Below are 17945 nucleotides of genomic sequence, written 5' to 3' on the forward strand. Positions count from 1 at the left end.
AACAATGAAAACAACGATCATATTATTGCTGATTTTTTTCAATCTATATCTTTCAGCACAAACTATTGACTGGAAAAATGCCCCGCTCAATCCTGCCGCTGTTTTTTATACTACCAATCATTTCAACGTTAACGGACCTATCAAGGAACTTAGTGCTAAAAGCATAGGTGGTGAGATTTTTTATTTGCATTTTAATGAGTCAGGAAAATTGGTGGAAAAAATTACCTCGCAAGCTGCGGGAACAAGCAAAATACAATTCACTTATCAATATGATGCCAAAGGGAAACTGTTGAATGAAACCACAGCGTTTCTTGATAGTAAAGGGGCAAAAAGCTATGAAAGTACAACTTCAATTACAGTAAATGATAAAGGTTTGGTGACCAAAAAAGGTTCAATGATTTGCAGTTATGACAATAACGACCGTCTGATTTCAGTTATAAATAAAGACAAAACCGGTAAAGTAATTTACAAACAGGAATTTGTTTACAATTCACTCGGTCAGCTTATCTCCGAAAAAATTACTGAACCTCACGTTGCTACAGGCGTAATGGAAACCGAAGAGTTCAAGTTTACATATACAAAAAATAACCAAGGAGGTTGGGATGTTGCGATGCACATTTATAAAGAAGGAAAACTGGCAACTAAAGGAAGTATTCCGCTGATTACGTCTTCATTTGTGCGCCAAAAAAGAGAACAGATATCTAATAACCCGAAGAAGTTTTCTTTTGATGAAGCCGGTTTGGAGGCATTTGATCCGAATATTGTCAGAGTAATGGTCGATCAATATAATAATCTAAGAGGTCAGTTGGTCATTCGGTTGCGAAAGGATTTCTATCCGGTAAACGTCACATATTACAATAATATTCTGAGTCTTTCTAAGCCCAAGAAACCAAAGGGAAATAATACTCTTCAAACTTCTTCTACGATAAAAACGACAGAATTGCCTGGTCAGACTACCGAAACGAGATTGTATAACGGAAAATACAACCAGGAAACCGCTCTGCAAAAAGTAAATAATTACATTGATGTATTAAAAGTAGAAGGGAATTTTAGTTTTAAAAAAACAGATGAACTGTCGAAATATCATTTTACAGCAAATTGGCAGCAAAATTTAGGCGAACCGAATAAGAAGCTGGTAGTAGTAATAGAATATATCGTTGGTGATAAAGATCTCACATTGAAATTGAAAAATGCTACCTATTTTCAGTCCAAAGAAAAGTTTATTATTCTTACGAAAAATGATAACAACGAGTCGGTGAGAAAACTCTACAGTAACCAGGAAGGAATGTTTATCAATGCTTTGTTTGGCTATCTTGACATTAAAAACAATCTTAATCAAAATAATTATGTTGATAATAAGCCGGTTTACAACAAAGACGAAATGACTTCAATAACCAAAAATTATCAGGATCAACTCAAAAAAAGCAAAAGTGATGGGGATCAGGTAATTTATAAAGTTATCAAAGACCAAAAAGCAGTAAACAAAACCGAAGATCAGATAGCTGCATATTTCTATGAGATGTATAAAAGCTTGTATTCTAATGATAAAGAAAGCGCATTTATGTTAGTATATAGAATCGGAACGGTAAGCAGTTATTGGGGTATTCGGAAAAAAGTTAAGCAAATGATGACGCCGGAGCAATATAAGCATTTCATTAAACAGGCACATGATGTGATGGATAAAAACAACTAATAATTTGGTGAAAAGTCATCAACATTTTGGGGAAATGCAGAAAGAACTAAATCTACGATAATCTGAAATCATTGAAAAAATATATCAAATTTATTTTCACAATAATAGTCTTTTGTTGGCTGCTTTTACCGCAGAAAACCTTTGCCAATGCTGCGCAACCGGGCATTTGGAACGCCGGAGGAACGGTTTTTACGATGTTGTATCCCGAAGACAGCCTGAGTTTTAAGAAAGTGCAGATGCAGCAGGAACGCATTTACATTCAGCTTTACAAAGGTTTTGCCGTGGTGAAAGGAACCTATATTTTTAAGAATACGAGCAACAAAAACCTGCAATTTAAAATGGGTTATCCGGTAAACGGCATCTATTCGGGTGGCGAAAAGGATCTCAACCAAATTACCCTCGACAGTTTAAGTCAATTTAAAATCAAAGCCAAAGAACGTTGGTTAGATTTAATCAAAGAAAATCATCCGGAACTCAATCACAACGACCGAAATGTAAATCCGTTCAGCGACAATTGGATGGTTTGGCAAATGGCTTTTACACCGAATGAAATTCAGACAGTAGAGGTTTATTTCATCGTGAACACCAATGATGCGCAGGTACGTAAAGGCTATAATTTGGAAAACCGAAATGCGTTTATCTATCTTTTGGAAAGCGGCAGTGTTTGGCATCAACCCATAGAAAAGGGAGATTTTTATGTGCAGCTGAAAGACGGATTAACACTGGAACATCTACAAGGTTTGTCGGGTGGATTTAACTTTAAATTCAATGAAAAATACCAACTATTTGCCGGAAGCAAAAGCAATTTTTCACCCACTCCCGCCGATAATCTCGTGGCATCTTATTACGAAAAAATAGAGAATTTCGATTTTGCAAAACATACCGCTCAGTCTGAGAAACTATTCATTGCTATTGATGAAATGAGCCGAATTTCGTTCAATGAACTTACTTACACCGAAGCAGAATTAGGCAATCCATACGAAGTAAATAGCACCATTGGCGGAGCTTTGCCAGGTTTGCTCACGATATTTATGATTGTGGCGCCCATTCTTATCGTAATATTGTTTGTAGGCGTTTTAATTTGGGGATTTGTGAAATGGCGGAAAATAAAAAAGCAAAAAGGACAATAAAATGATGGCATTGGCTTTGTTTTTTATACTGATTATTGGGTTGATATTGCTGCTCATTCCTTTATTGAAAAAGGTTTTAAACGATTATGCGCTTACGCTAGAAAGTCGTTCAGAAAAATTTACAGAAGAAAGACCAAACGCGCTTCAACAAGCGATGAACCAATCGGTAGAACAACGTTGGCAAGAACTGGACGAACTTTTGACCCAATCAGAAAACCCGTCCTCCATTTCGCCAAATTCAATAGAAATACTGCAATCGCTTCAGATTTATTTGCAATCCATCCTGAAAATTTTCAAATCCGAAGAAAGTTCTACCTGATTTTTTTATTAATTTAACAGCTTATAATGAAAGGAGTGAATTTGATGAGCAATTCAATTCTTAATTAAGCTTTCGCAATATGAAACAAATTCTACTTTTAATACTGTGTTTTTATATTTTTTTGTTCAACAAAACATACGCCCAAACCCAAAAAACGGTTGACAGCATCCAGCAAATTGTGGCACAGCAAAAAGCCTATCCGAAGAAAATTTCGGTGTTGCAGGATCATTTGAAAAAGATTTACCAAAAAGATTTTGATGCAACCATTCAGCTTTCGAAATGGGGTTTGGAATTGGCAAAAGCCGAAAACGACAAAGTGAATCAGGGTGACTTTTTACGCTACATCGGGCTTTCTTATGGGAAAAAAGGGAAAATAGACAGTGCATCGGTTTATTATTACCAAGCACTTCCGTTGCTGGAAAAGTCGGACAACAGCGAAAAATTGGGCTTGCTCTATGATGATATGGCGAGAATGTACCGCAAATTAAAACAACCGAAAAGATCATTGGAATTTTACGACAAAGCTTTGAAATTGTATGAAGATGAAAACGATCTCGAAGGAATTGCCCGCATCAACAATGAAAGTGGCGTGGTTTTCAGGGATGACTTTCAGGATTATAAAGAAGCAAATATTCGGTTCGAAAAATCATTACGCATTCAGCAGCAGCGGAATGACAGCGTGGGAATTGGCTACGCATTGGAGTTTTTGGGTTACAATCAATTGCTGATTAAAGACTATAAAAAATCAGAAAATTATCTGAAACAGGCGCTCGAAATCCGTAAAAAACTGGACGATGATTTTGCCTTAATGTTGAATTATACGGCTTTGGGTGAATTTTACAAAGAAACCAAACAACACCAGCTTTCGAATGAATATTTTGAACAAAGCAATGTTTTAGCCCGAAAAATTAAATTTACCGACATTCAAAAATACAATTACGAACAGATTACCGGCAATTACGAAGCGCTGGGCAATTATCAAAAAGCTTTTGAGAGTTTGAAATCGTTTAACGTGCTGAATGACAGTTTGTACACGGCTCAAAAACTGAAAGATGTAGAAGAAATTTCCACCAAATACGAAACGGCAGAAAAAGAAAATCAAATCCTGCAACAACAGGCAAAATTGACCAACCGTAATTTCTGGATTTTTGGTTTGGCTGCTTTGGTAGTAATTATTGGGTTAATTGGTTTTTTATTGTATAAACAACAAGTACTGAAAAACCTCCGTGAAAAACAGGAAAACGAGATGAAATTGGCACTCCAAAAAATTGAAAATCAAAATAAATTGCAGGAGCAACGTTTATCGATTTCTCGGGATTTGCACGACAATATCGGGGCACAATTGAGCTTTATCATTTCCGCCATCGACACCATTAAATATTATGTGAAGGACAAAGACGAAAACCTGATCGGACGATTGAGTAACATTGGTTCCTTTGCCAAAGAAACCATTCAGGAGCTGCGGGATACCATTTGGGCGATGAACAAACAAGGCATTACCATCAAAGATTTAGAAAGCCGGATTGCTAATTTCATCGAAAAAGCGAAACAATCGCAAAGCGATACCCAGATTGAATTTCAGATTGCCAATGATGTGTCGGAAGAAGAAGTTTTTACGGGCATTCAGGGCTTGAATATTTTCAGGATTATTCAGGAAGCTACGAACAATGCATTTAAATATGCAGACGCAAACCGGATTGAAATTCTCATTTCCAAAGAAAATTCTGCCCTACAATTTCAGGTAAAAGATGACGGAAAAGGATTTGAAGAAAGTGAAATTGAACCCGGAAACGGCTTGTTAAATATGCGAAAACGAGCTCTGGAATTAAACAGCGAACTGGAACTGCAATCGGAAATTGGGAAAGGAACGAAGGTGTGGTTTAAAGTTCATAATAATTAAGAAATGTATGAAGACAAGAATCGCCATCATCGAAGACAATAATTTTCTTATCAAAAGTGTAAAAGATAAATTGTCACTTTTTGAAGATATACAACTTTCCTTCACGGCAAATGACGGCGTGCAATGTATAGAAAAATTGCAGACCGATAAACGTACCGACCTCATTTTGATGGACATCGAAATGCCCAATCAAAACGGCATTGAAACGACAAAATTGGTCAAACAAAAATATCCGCAGATCAAAATCATTATGCTGACGGTTTTTGACGATGACGAAAATATTTTCAATGCCATACAAGCCGGAGCCGATGGTTATTTATTGAAAGAAACACCGCCAAAAGACCTCTACGATGCCATTGTACAAACTTTGGAAGGTGGCGCAGTAATGACACCATCCATTGCGATGAAAACCTTAAAATTACTGCGCCATCCACTGATCACGCCACCCGAAAATCAAGAGGAAATTACGCTGACTGCTCGGGAAATTGAAGTATTGGAACAACTTTCCAAAGGGCTTCCTTACACCGCCATTGCTGAAAATTTATTCATTTCACCGTCCACCGTTCGGCGTCACACCGAAAATATTTACCAGAAACTGCAGGTACATTCAAAAATTGAAGCGGTGGAGATGGCAAAGAGAAATAGGTTGATTTAATTGCTTCAAAATATTTTTTTTCATTTTTTGAAGGTAAAATTGTCGGCTGTTGAGTAATCAACTTATCTTCTCATCTTTTAACACTTTTTTAATTTTACATATTTGTAAATAAGATTAAAGTTTGGTTACCTTTGCCATCAGAATGTCAAGTAGATTTTATCAGTTTTTATATAGTTCGCTGTTTGCTTTGCTTACCGTTTTAGGTATATATGACGGGCAACTGCAGCAGTATATTTCTCAGGATACATCTTTTGATCTTCAATATAGCAGTGGTTTAAGTCAAAATGAGCATCCGGTTTTTTACATTGGTAAAGAAGACCGGAAATTTTGTTTGTATACCGCTGATCATCCGCATTACATCAATATTTGCGCTGACTTCTCGGAAATTGATTCTGAAAATGACGATAATGTTGAGACTTCTCCAGAATTGCTTACGCTTTTCAAGGAAGATTTCCGGCATCTGATCTCAAATTTTGTTACGAAATTTCACGACAAAAAAGTTGCTGTTTCTCTGGCTCATTCAGAGCTTTTACATCCTTCTCAGGATGATCTGTATATTCAGTACAGGGTCATCCGGCTGTGATTTTATAATAATTTTTCCGGAAAAAATTAAAGCTTTCATTGGTTATCCTGAAAGCTGAAAAATCTATTTCAATTTTAAAAATTATTATAAAATATTATCATCATGGTCAAGAAAAGTCTCATGTATATCAGTCTGTGTCTTGTTTTTTGGAGTATAAGCTGCCAATCAGAGAAAAAGGAAAAGACAGAAGAGGCATCTTTTAATGTGACAAGTCCAATCGTAAAAGATACATTAATCAATAAAGATTATGTAGCTCAAATTCGTTCCATCAATCATATTGAGCTTCGTGCTCAGGAAAAAGGATATATTCAGTCTATCTATGTAGATGAGGGGCAGTATGTTCAGAAAGGACAGCTTTTATTCAAAATAATGCCCAATTTATATCAATCTGATGTAAATAAAGCTAAGGCTGAAGCCAGGTATGCCGAAATTGAATATCAGAATACCAAAAATCTTGCAGACAAAGATATCGTAGCTCCACAGGAAATGGCGATGGCAAAAGCCAGATATGAAAAAGCCAGAGCAGAGCTTTCTTCTACAAATATTCATTTAGGTTTTACTGAAATAAGGGCACCTTTTTCTGGAATTGTAGGAAGACTTCATGTGAGAAAAGGAAGTCTTGTGGATGATGGCGAATTAATCACAGAACTTTCGGATAACAGTAAAATGTGGGTATACTTCAACGTTCCGGAAGCTGAATATCTGAATCAGATGAGTGACAGAAAAACAAATGATCCTTTGCACGTTCGTCTCAGAATGGCAAACGGGAAAGAGTTTCCTCAGGACGGAATTGTAGAAACTATTGAGTCTGATTTTGATAATGAAACAGGAAATATCGCTTACAGAGCAACTTTTCCCAACCCAAAAGGTTTATTAAGATACGGTGAGACAGGAAATATAGTCATCACTTCACCTTACGCCAATGCATTAATAATTCCTCAGAAAGCAACTTTTGAAGAATTGGAGAAAAAATATGTATATGTAATTACAAAAGATAATAAAGTAAAAGCAAGAGAAATAAAAATTGCTGCTGAATTGCCGCATATTTATGTAGTAGCCTCAGGTCTTGGAAAGAATGAAAAAATTCTTCTTGACGGTCTTAGAATGGTTCAGGAAAACCAGAAGATTAATGTCAAATATCAAAAACCTGAAAAAGTGATGTCGAATCTGGATCTGTATGCCGAGTAATTTAAAAGCAGAATTATGTTTAAAAGAGTTATACACAGACCGGTTTTCGCTATTGTATTATCGGTAGTTATCTTATTTATCGGAGGTCTTGCCATTAAGCAGCTTCCTACCGAGCAGTTTCCCAAAATTGCTCCTACTACGGTTGCTGTTACCATTGCTTACCCGGGCGCAAGTGCAGATGTATTGGTAAAATCTTCTTTAATTACCATAGAAAATGCAATTAATGGTGTTCAGGGAATGCGGTATATCACAACCGATGCAACAAGTGCAGGAGAAGCCACAGTGAATGTAGTTTTTGATCCCGGAACCGATGCTAATGAGGCTGTTGTTCTGGTAAAAACAAGAGTAGATCAGGTAATGCCTCTGCTTCCCGAACTGGTACAGAAGGAAGGGGTTGTAGTAAATCCTATTCAGCCAAGTATGTTGATGTATGTAAATTTATACAGCACCAATAAAAGCATGGACGAAAAATTTCTGTACAATTATGCAACAGTTAATATTATTCCGGAAATCAACCGTATTCATGGGATTGCTAAATCTCAGATTCTGGGAAGCCGCAGATATGCAATGCGTATCTGGCTAAATCCGGACAGAATGCGAGCATACTCAATTTCTGTAGATGAGGTGATGAAAGCAATTGGTGAGCAAAGTATTATCGGCCGTCCCGGTAGAATAGGGCAAAGCTCTGGTATTGCAGCACAGTCGCTGGAATATGTGCTTACTTATAAGGGACAATACAATAAACCTGAAGAATACGAAAATATTATTGTTCGGTCCAATTCTGAAGGAGAAAATATCAAACTGAAAGATATTGCCAATATAGAATTGGGAAGTGAGTTTTTTGATATTTATTCGAATCTTGACGGTCACCCTTCGGCTTCTATTGTATTAAAACAGAACTATGGAAGTAATGCGAATGATGTAATTAAAGATGTGAAAGCCAAATTGGAAGAAATGAAAGGAAGCTTTCCTCCGGGAGTTGATTATAAAATCAGTTATGATGTTTCACAATTCCTTGATGCTTCTATTGAGCAGGTAATGCATACTTTAAGAGATGCTTTTATTTTGGTAGCGATTGTTGTATTTATATTCTTAGGAGATTGGCGGTCAACATTAATCCCGATTATTGCTGTCCCGGTTTCTTTGATCGGAACTTTTTTCGTCATTCAGCTTTTTGGGATGTCAATTAATCTGGTAACACTTTTTGCGTTGGTTTTAGCCATCGGAATTGTAGTAGATAATGCAATAGTGGTAATTGAAGCTGTTCACGCCAAGATGGAAGAAAATAGTACTATTACCCCTTATAAAGCGGTAAAAGAAGTAATGGGAGAAATTGCAGGTGCGATCATTGCCATTACTGCGGTAATGGTTGCAGTATTTATTCCGATTTCGTTTATGACGGGTCCTGTTGGTACTTTCTACCGCCAGTTTTCGATTACTATGGCAAGTTCGATTGTAATTTCAGCGGTTGTAGCTTTAACATTGACTCCGGTTTTGGCAGCTATGTTATTAAAAAATCACCATGGAAAACCAAAAAAATCTAACATTTTCGTTAAATCTTTAGATTCTTTCAATAAAGGATTTGATAAGATAACAGGAAAATATGCTTTATTCCTAAGAAAAATAGTAACCCGAAAAGTAGTTACCTGGGGAATTCTCGGCGCTTTCTGTGTAGGAATTTTTATTGTCAATAGATTGCTTCCGGGCGGTTTTATTCCCAACGAAGATCAGGGAACAATTTATGCGATTGTTCAGACTCCACCGGGATCAACGCTTGAGCAGACCAATAAAGTATCAAGAGAATTACAAAAAATCTGTGAAAACGTAGATGGTGTAGAATCGGTTTCATCATTGGCGGGTTACGAAATTATGACAGAAGGCCGTGGATCCAACGCCGGAACATGCTTAATTAATCTTAAAAGCTGGAATGACCGTGAGCATAACGTGAAAGAAATCATGGAGGAGCTTGAAGAAAAATCAAAAGATCTTGGAGCAACCATTGAATTTTTTGAACCGCCTGCAGTTCCGGGCTTCGGATCTTCGGGAGGTTTTTCTATGAGACTTCTTGATATGAACAGAACCACCAATTATCAGGATTTTGATAAAATAAATAAAGATTTTATCGCTCAACTAAAAAAACGTAAAGAACTTACCGGAGTGTTTACCTTTTTTGCAGCAAATTATCCGCAATACGAGTTGGTTTTCGATAATAATGCAGCGATGCAGAAGGGTGTATCTCTTGGTACTGCAATGGAAAATCTCAATATTTTAATCGGAAGTACTTACGAGCAGGGATTTATCCGTTTCGGGCAGTTTTTCAAAGTGTACGTGCAGTCATCACCGGAATTTAGGAGGCTTCCTACTGATATTTTAGGGTTGTACGTGAAAAATGACCATGGTGAAATGGTTCCCTATTCAGCATTTATGACCATGAAGAAGACTCAGGGTCCGAATGAGATTACACGGTATAATATGTACAATTCGGCGGCAATCCGTGGACTTCCGGCGGAAGGATATACAACAGCAGATGCCATTCAGGTAATCAACGAAGTAGCAGAAAAGACGCTTCCTCACGGTTACAAAGTAGCTTGGGAAGGACTGTCTTATGATGAAGCACAGCGTGGTAATGAAGCAATTTATGTCTTTCTTGTTGTTTTAGTATTTGTTTATCTGGTATTAGCAGCACAATATGAAAGTTTTATCATTCCGTTTGCGGTTTTATTCTCATTGCCGGTCGGAGTTTTTGGGTCATTTTTATTATTAAAAGCGATGGGACTGGAAAATGACATTTACGCACAGGTAGGATTAATTATGATCATCGGATTATTAGGTAAAAATGCTGTTCTTATTGTAGAAGTTGCGGTAAAAAGGCGGCAGGCAGGAGATTCTATTGTTGATGCTGCCATTGAAGGCTCAAGAGCACGTTTCAGACCTATTTTGATGACCTCATTTGCATTTATTGCAGGTTTGGTTCCGCTCGTTTTTGCAGGAGGAGCAGGTGCGGTGGGAAATCATACCATCGGAGCCTCTGCTTTAGGGGGAATGTTGGTAGGAACTCTGTTCGGAGTGATTGTAATTCCGGGGCTCTACTACATTTTTGCTAAATTATCGGACGGCAGAAAAATGATCAAAGACGAAGATGAATCACCATTAACTGAAGACATGATCCATTATGAATAAGAATAAATTATATCAATACGCAGGAGCGGTAGTCTTTTTTATAAGCCTTACTGCCTGCAAACCTGTAGAAATACAGCAGCGTGCCGAAAACAAAACAGTTCCTGAAATGTATGAAGCTGAGCAAGATGATTCTTCCAATTCAGGAAAAATAAAATGGAATGAATATTTTAACGATCAGAACCTTCAGACATTAATTAGCCAGGCACTTCAGAATAATCAGGAATTAAATATTGTTCTTCAGGAAATTGAAATTTCTAAAAATGAAATTAAAGCCAGAAAAGGAGAATATCTGCCGACAGTTGGGCTGAAAGCAGGAGCCGGAGTTGATAAAGTAAGCCGGTATACCAATATCGGTGCAATGGAAGCTAATACTGAAATTGAACCTGGAAAAGAAATGCCGGAGCCATTATTTGATTTCGGAATAGGAGCTCAGGCAAAATGGGAAACCGATATCTGGGGGAAACTTCACAATGCAACGAGAGCTCAGGTTCAGCGTTATTTAGCGACTGTAGAAGGTAAAAACTTTATGATTACCAATCTGATTTCTGAGATTGCGGATTCTTACTATGAGCTTCTTGCGCTGGATAATGAACTGGTCATTTTAAATCAAAATATTAAAATCCAGAATGATGCTCTGAATATTATAAAAGAACTGAAAAAAAATGCACGCTCTAATGAACTTGCTGTGAAAAGATTTCAGGCTCAGGTTCTGAGAACGCAGGGAATGCAGTATGAAATCCAGCAGAAAATTGTAGAAACCGAAAATAAAATAAATTTTCTGGTAGGAAGATTTCCTCAGCCGGTGGAAAGAAGTCATGGATTTGACTCTGTAATTCCACAAACGGTTTTTGCAGGAATTCCTTCTGAGCTTCTGGAAAACCGTCCTGATATTAAGCAGGCAGAGTATGAACTGGCTGCATCAAAGCTGGACGTTAAATCTGCAAAAGCAAGATTTTATCCTTCTCTTGATATTGGAGCAGGAATTGGTTTGCAGGCATTTAATCCGGTATATTTAATAAAACCTGAGTCGTTTTTGTTTTCTTTAGCCGGAGAACTTACTGCACCGCTGATTAACAGAAGTGCAATAAAAGCAGCATATAAAAATGCAAATGCAAAGCAGATTCAGGCAGTTTATCATTATGAACAAACGGTTTTAGGAGCTTACATTGAGGTGGCAAATCAACTTTCGAAGATCAAAAATCTGAATAATAGTGTCAGTATTAAAATGCAGGAAGTTGATGCTTTAACAAAATCTATTGATATTTCTAATGATCTTTTCAAATATGCAAGAGCAGATTATATGGAAGTTCTGCTTACACAAAGAGATGCTTTAGAATCAAGGTTTGAACTTGTTGAAAAGAAAGTTGATCAACTGAAAGCCAGTGTTGCTGTTTACAGAGCACTTGGCGGTGGATGGGATCAGAACCTAATAAATCAGGAAAATTTAATAAAGAAATAAGAATTGTTTAATTAATCAGAAAGAGACTTATCGGTTGGTAAGTCTCTTTTTGATTTGTGGTTGAAGATCTTGCGGCAATAATTCTTCTGAAAGAAGCAAAGACAAAATCAGATTAAGCTTTGAGTCAACTTTTAATTGATCTCTATGAATCTGAAAGTACTTTGTTACATCTTTTTTGACTGACTACAGCATTACTGCAACTACGGAATACAGAGACCAAAAAACTTTCAGATAAGTCCAAAAAAGAGGAATTTTGCAAACGGTAATTACAAACGAGATCATCCTGTTTTCATAAAAGTAAAGACTACTGCAACTACAGGATGAGAGGGTGAAAAAACTTTTATAAGAAAAAAATAATGATCAAATTTGAACTCTCAAAATTCGGATAGTTATTGACTGCAAAAAGTATTTAAGTTAAGAGATCAGAAAGAAGTTATTCAGATAAAATTTAAGTTTTGCTGTTGATCTCAAAATAATTTTTAAAAAACAGGGTTGCCTGATCATAACTCTGTAATTAATCCAAAACCATAAAGAAAAACTTTATTCATAGCGATTGGCTTATGAACAGGGAGAGAATTTTCTCAATTATCAATTTATCAAATCTAATTTTCAAAAAGCAAATGAGTACACCTACACCATTAAATACGATCTTCAGTTGGTTTGAAGAAGGCGATATGCCTACGGAATATCAATTTAAGCAGACCTTCTCTTCATTCCGTCATTTGGATGATAAAATTAAAATGACTGATGTGACAGGATTAAATGAAGCTTTTACTGCAATTTTTGCCAATCATCTAGAAGATCAGAACGCGCATCATTCGGTACTGGCAAAACTTAATGCATCAAATCTCACTGCAGCCAATGTAGAGGAATGGAAAGAAAAATTAAAAATACATTTAACAGCAACTGTTGATGGTGACCAAGAGACAGGAAATGTCTATACAAAAGAGCAGATCCGGGAAATTCTGAATACATTTCAAATAAAAGATGATGAAATGCTTGCCGATATTGCCAGAATTAATGCAATGCTGATTTCCAATGATGTAAATCTTGATGAATTACAAAAAATAGTAGACTATATCAAAGAAAATAGGCAGCAGATAGAATTGCTTAAAGAAACTGGGATCGGAAATAGTTCAGATGATACAATCAATCTTATTGGAAATTATTCAAACTGGGGTTCAGTTACTTATCAAAATCAGTTTAACGATTTGGTGTATGATAAGATTAAAAAAATAGAGACCGCAGATCCCGAAAAAATTAAACACGAAGAAAGAGTGAGGGGAGACTCCCGAATAAAACATGATCTCGATACATTAAGTTTTGTCATTGATGCTTACGATACCGTTACCATGTTTACAACACCTCTTAAAGTGAAAAGAATAGACACAAATACTATTGACGTGCTATTCGATTCTATCCCACCAAATATGATTCAGTTAACCATTAAAAAGATATAATTATGGACATTAAATACGCTTATTACAGCAGTTCTGTCGGTTACAAAATTGAAGGAAAAACAGACAGCGAAGTTTTAACAGCCGGCGGCGGCACAAAGTCAATCAGTACGTTTTGGCATGACGGAAATTTAAATCCGTCAGATTTTGTACCCAAAACACGAACATTAACCATTAACGGGACAGCTTATGATTTGTCGGCAAACAGATCATTCACAACGCCCGATACGATTACCCGTTTAAAAGGAGGTGCATCTGGTTCTCTGGTTTCGGGAGATGTTACGCTTGCTGCAGGTTCTAATATGGCAATAAGTCAGGCGGGGAATACCATTACTTTAGCTTCCACGGACACTACTTACAGCGCAGGAAATGGTTTGACATTGTCGGGAACCACATTCTCTTTGCCGGTTACCACTTCAGGGACAGGAAATGTAGTTACAGGAATTACTCAAACTGCTAACGGAATTACGGTATCTTTAGGCTCTTTGCCAACAGCTGCAGATCTGACAAATTATATTCCGGCATCGCAAAAGGGTACAGCGAATGGAGTGGCTACATTGGATGCATCGGGACAGGTTCCTGCAACGCAATTACCATCGTATGTAGATGACGTTTTAGAAGGATACTATAAAGTTGCAGACGGAAAATTTTATAAGGAAGCTGCGTATACAAACCTTCTTGCTGTTGAAACAGGCAAAATTTATGTTTCGCTCGATACCAACAAAACATACCGATGGACGGGAACTACGTTTGTTTATATCACTTCCGGAGCTGTAGATTCTGTAAACGGATTAACAGGTGTTGTGGTTTTAAATAAATCTCATGTAAGTTTAAGTAATGTTGATAACACGGCAGATGCAGCTAAAAGTGTTCTTTCTGCTACAAAATGGACTACAGTAAGAACCATTGCTATTTCGGGAATTACTTCCACAGCACAAAACATTGATGGATCCGGAAATGTTACCATTCCTGTCACTGCTGTTCCGGCAACATTATTAACGGGAACTGCAGCAATCAATACCACCGGATCATCTGCAAAACTAACCACTCCCAGAACAATTTCTGCTACAGGTGACGGAACTTGGAATGTTTCGTTTGACGGTTCTGCCAACGTTACTTCAGCTTTAACATTAGCTGCAACAGGTGTAACAGCCGGAACTTACGATGAGGTTACAGTAGATTCTAAAGGTAGAGTTATCGCCGGAAATAATTCTGTGAAATCATACAGTACTTCTATTTCAGGAACAGCATCTGTGATACACAATTTAGGTACCAGAAATGTAGATGTTGCAATGTACGATACAGTAACATTTTACAAAATCGACGGCAGAATAAAATTAACTGATCCGAATAAAATCGATATTGAATTTGATTCTGCTTTACCAAACACTGTAGCTATAACAGTAACCCGTAAACATATTTAAACATGGATATTAAATATGCATACTATAACACCTCGAAAGGCTATAGGGTATTGGGCGGTACTGCCGCCCAATTTTTAAAAGCGGATGGTAGTATTGACAGTAAAGAATATATTGATAGATATTCAGTACAAAATATAGACTCTACTAAAACTATTGGTTTTCAAAATACTATATATTCAGGATGGGACAGATCATCTGTGGTTAATCCACAGATGGGTCCTTTTTCTTTACTTAATATAGCATTGCAAGGAGCTTATCCTTTATATGGAGATGAAGAATTTAGAAATGGAACCAATGGAATAGGAATTTACAATAACTATGGTAACGGTAATGTTACTATGACTAGAGAAGCTGCTTCCAATCTTCCAAATAAATCTGGATTCCAGCTGAGATTCAATTATAATGGTAATGGTGCTACTCCTGGTTTAGGCGGATTTATACTAGGGTTTAACGCACGAGCTAATGCCGTTTTTATTCAAAAGTTTACAGCTAAACTTCCAGTTGGATATTCATTTTATAATGCTGAAAACTACATGGGAGAAAATGCTTCCGTTAACTGGTTAACGTCAAGAGCAGGAACAGGAAAGTGGGAAACTTATGTTCGTGCAGTTATGTGCGGAACGGGAACCAGTTTTGGAAATGGAGGTCATGTATATATTTCAGGTCCGAATACTGCAGTGGAATTTTATTTAGCTTTTGCTGAAATTTATGAAGTTAACAGTTCTGTATTTTCTAGAATAAAAGAAGCTTTTTATGCTAAGAACGAAACGATTCATTTTAATGGGGCAATATCTGATTTAATTACTGTTGGAGATTCATACACCCAGAAAAAATTACTTTCTACATCATGGGATGGAACTAATGGAGATCAGATTCTATTAAGAGTGCCGGGAAGTCAAAACAATGGAGCGTATCTCAGGTTTTCTCAGAACGGAACGTTAAATGGAAGTTTAGGATTATTAGGTTCGGACAATTTAACTGGAGGTCAGATATTAAATTCTCAAGGTGATACTCTGTATCTGGGAAATTCAACATTGCCTAATATAGCACTTCAAACTACTACTAATACTCATTTTAATTTTGCTGGAATTGGTAATCTCTATACATTTAACGTAAATGGAGCTTATTTAAATAGAAATATTAATTTTAATCAAGATAATTCTGGTGTTAATTTCTATGAAGGAGGTAAGATTTATAAGAAATCTGGGGGTGGAGTTTATATTAATAGAGGAACTAATGGACTTGATCCGAGAATTGAAAATGCTGACGGATCCCAATCATGGACGATATTTCATGAAGGAAATCACAATCCTTTTAAAAATTTAAAAACCGGCATTGCTTTAGAAGATGTTTCAGAATCAGGTATTTACAGACAGGAAAGCCCAACATCAGGATTTAATTATACTACTACTTTAAATCTAAACTCTTCTGATGGAAGACAGCAACTAACTATTGAAAGGGGTGGAAAAGGAATGAAATTCAGGGGGGCTACTACTGGCTCAGGTAATTCTGGCTGGTCGGGATGGAGAGAGATTTACCACACAGGAAACTTCAATCCGGCAAGTTATGTAACACAGTCATCTTTAAATTCTCAACTTACTGGAGTATATGCTACACTAAATGGTGTTCAGACTTTTAGCAATACAAACACTTTTCTTCAGAGCCCTGTAGTTCCAAACGGAACTTTAGGAACTCATGCGGTGAATGTCAATCAGCTAAGTGGAAAAGCTAATGGTCAGGAAAATGCTACAGCAGTTGGTTTTTCTTTAGGAAATACACCTACTGCAGATGGAAATTCGTTTCCATATATGTATCATAATTCCGGAGTATATGTAGCATTGGCAACACAGTCTTATGTGCAGTCAAACTTTTTAAGTACACCAAATGGTACATCTGTTATTATATCAGGTTCAAATTTAAATAATTACCTTAAAACAGGCTTTTACAGAGGTTCAGGATTAATTAATGCACCCTTAAATAATAGTGGTTGGTGGTATGTGACTATTGAAACTCACGATTCTACTTGGGTAAAACAAACGGCAACTTCATTTGGTTCAGGGAATACTCCTAATGTAACTTATCAAAGAACTATTAGTGGAGGAAATTGGTCAGCTTGGGCACAGGTTTGGACATCTCAGGATTTTAATATAGGAAGCATTCAGCAATGGAATTATATGGCTCAATATGGGTTGCAGCTTAATTCAGACTTTACTGTAAATACGGGCACAGGTTTACTCATTGCAGATGATTATTTCGGAGGTGAATCCGGGATGATCGATCGTAACAATGAAAGATTCGTCTCAGCCAAGCAAGAGAGTTTTTATAAATATGGTTCACGTTACGGTAATTTTGACGGGCTGAACTTTAATTTAGATACAAGACTCTTCGGAATGGGAAGAGAATCTAACAAGGAGGATAAATTGACAGTAGAAGGTTCGGTTAAAGCCAGTAAAAACTTCAAATCCGAAGAGGAAAGACCCGACACCATCTTTATTCCCAATGGTAATGTAGCAAGTCTCAGAGATGAAATTGTGAACGATGAATCTGAATATGCAATCAGATTAGATCCCCACGAATATGAGATTGATCCTTCTGGTTATCTGGATGTAGATGATAGAAACCGACTGATTCATATTGTTGGAGAGCAGGTGAAAATGGTTGTCAATTTCAAAGAAATTTATCCGAAACAACTGATCGTTATTTATAATTTTGATAAATATGGCGGGACAATGGCGGTTAAAATTTATGATAAAGATATTTATCATATTCCGGGAGGATCTTTTCTGAGGCTGTATGTAACGAAATCACGCAGAGTAATTGCAGAAAGAGATTTTCCATGTGAATTTGTCTGGTAAAAAAAATACTATTTTAATTTGATATAAACCCACAGTCGAAGAATGAAAGTCTTTTGATTGTGGGCTTATGTATTTCTGTAGATTTTTTTAAATTAATAACGA

At 36.7% G+C, this 17945-nt stretch carries 12 protein-coding genes; all 12 read left to right on the forward strand.

The window, feature by feature from the left end:
• Positions 1–4 precede the first annotated feature (4 nt).
• The 12 genes from AC0NBN_RS01725 to AC0NBN_RS01780 all read left to right on the forward strand — a co-directional run bounded on the left by AC0NBN_RS01725 (position 5) and on the right by AC0NBN_RS01780 (position 17843).
• Positions 5–1693, forward strand: a complete 1689-nt coding sequence (locus AC0NBN_RS01725; protein ID WP_160811810.1) for a hypothetical protein — start codon at positions 5–7, stop codon at positions 1691–1693.
• A gap of 71 nt (positions 1694–1764) precedes the next feature.
• Complete coding sequence (locus AC0NBN_RS01730; RefSeq protein ID WP_160811809.1) at positions 1765–2823, forward strand: hypothetical protein; 1059 nt, start codon at positions 1765–1767, stop codon at positions 2821–2823.
• A gap of 1 nt (position 2824) precedes the next feature.
• A complete protein-coding gene (locus AC0NBN_RS01735) occupies positions 2825–3142 on the forward strand; it encodes a hypothetical protein (RefSeq protein WP_160811808.1) in 318 nt (105 codons plus the stop codon).
• 79 nt (positions 3143–3221) lie between these two features.
• Complete coding sequence (locus tag AC0NBN_RS01740) at positions 3222–5042, forward strand: ATP-binding protein (protein WP_160811807.1); 1821 nt, start codon at positions 3222–3224, stop codon at positions 5040–5042.
• Positions 5043–5049: 7 nt separating this feature from the next.
• A complete protein-coding gene (locus tag AC0NBN_RS01745; RefSeq protein WP_160811806.1) occupies positions 5050–5697 on the forward strand; it encodes a response regulator transcription factor in 648 nt (215 codons plus the stop codon).
• A 142-nt stretch (positions 5698–5839) separates the two neighbouring features.
• Positions 5840–6280: a hypothetical protein gene (locus AC0NBN_RS01750; protein WP_160811805.1), complete on the forward strand. Its 441-nt coding sequence runs from the start codon at positions 5840–5842 to the stop codon at positions 6278–6280.
• 102 nt (positions 6281–6382) lie between these two features.
• Positions 6383–7468, forward strand: coding sequence for an efflux RND transporter periplasmic adaptor subunit (locus tag AC0NBN_RS01755; RefSeq protein WP_160811804.1), 1086 nt, complete (start codon positions 6383–6385; stop codon positions 7466–7468).
• Between the two features lie 15 nt (positions 7469–7483).
• Entirely contained in the window at positions 7484–10648 is a 3165-nt protein-coding gene (locus AC0NBN_RS01760) for an efflux RND transporter permease subunit (protein ID WP_160811803.1), read from the forward strand.
• On the forward strand, positions 10641–12107 hold the full coding sequence (locus tag AC0NBN_RS01765; protein ID WP_160811802.1) for a TolC family protein: 1467 nt from the start codon (positions 10641–10643) through the stop codon (positions 12105–12107). Before AC0NBN_RS01760 ends, AC0NBN_RS01765 begins: the two co-directional genes overlap by 8 nt.
• A 620-nt stretch (positions 12108–12727) precedes the next feature.
• Positions 12728–13567, forward strand: coding sequence for a hypothetical protein (locus AC0NBN_RS01770; protein ID WP_160811801.1), 840 nt, complete (start codon positions 12728–12730; stop codon positions 13565–13567).
• Positions 13568–13569: 2 nt separating this feature from the next.
• Positions 13570–14988 (forward strand): phage tail protein, encoded by a 1419-nt coding sequence (locus AC0NBN_RS01775; RefSeq protein WP_160811800.1) that lies wholly within the window; start codon positions 13570–13572, stop codon positions 14986–14988.
• Positions 14989–14990: 2 nt separating this feature from the next.
• Entirely contained in the window at positions 14991–17843 is a 2853-nt protein-coding gene (locus AC0NBN_RS01780) for a pyocin knob domain-containing protein (RefSeq protein ID WP_160811799.1), read from the forward strand.
• Positions 17844–17945 lie beyond the last annotated feature (102 nt).

The sequence above is a fragment of the Chryseobacterium sp. L12 genome (assembly GCF_056133985.1).

What these genes read in the sequence shown, in the direction of transcription:
- AC0NBN_RS01725 (WP_160811810.1), top strand. Translation starts at nt 5, where the DNA reads ATGAAAACAACGATCATATTATTGCTGATTTTTTTCAATCTATATCTT.
- AC0NBN_RS01735 (WP_160811808.1), top strand. Translation starts at nt 2,825, where the DNA reads ATGATGGCATTGGCTTTGTTTTTTATACTGATTATTGGGTTGATATTG.
- AC0NBN_RS01740 (WP_160811807.1), top strand. Translation starts at nt 3,222, where the DNA reads ATGAAACAAATTCTACTTTTAATACTGTGTTTTTATATTTTTTTGTTC.
- AC0NBN_RS01745 (WP_160811806.1), top strand. Translation starts at nt 5,050, where the DNA reads ATGAAGACAAGAATCGCCATCATCGAAGACAATAATTTTCTTATCAAA.
- AC0NBN_RS01750 (WP_160811805.1), top strand. Translation starts at nt 5,840, where the DNA reads ATGTCAAGTAGATTTTATCAGTTTTTATATAGTTCGCTGTTTGCTTTG.
- AC0NBN_RS01755 (WP_160811804.1), top strand. Translation starts at nt 6,383, where the DNA reads ATGGTCAAGAAAAGTCTCATGTATATCAGTCTGTGTCTTGTTTTTTGG.
- AC0NBN_RS01760 (WP_160811803.1), top strand. Translation starts at nt 7,484, where the DNA reads ATGTTTAAAAGAGTTATACACAGACCGGTTTTCGCTATTGTATTATCG.
- AC0NBN_RS01765 (WP_160811802.1), top strand. Translation starts at nt 10,641, where the DNA reads ATGAATAAGAATAAATTATATCAATACGCAGGAGCGGTAGTCTTTTTT.
- AC0NBN_RS01770 (WP_160811801.1), top strand. Translation starts at nt 12,728, where the DNA reads ATGAGTACACCTACACCATTAAATACGATCTTCAGTTGGTTTGAAGAA.
- AC0NBN_RS01775 (WP_160811800.1), top strand. Translation starts at nt 13,570, where the DNA reads ATGGACATTAAATACGCTTATTACAGCAGTTCTGTCGGTTACAAAATT.
- AC0NBN_RS01780 (WP_160811799.1), top strand. Translation starts at nt 14,991, where the DNA reads ATGGATATTAAATATGCATACTATAACACCTCGAAAGGCTATAGGGTA.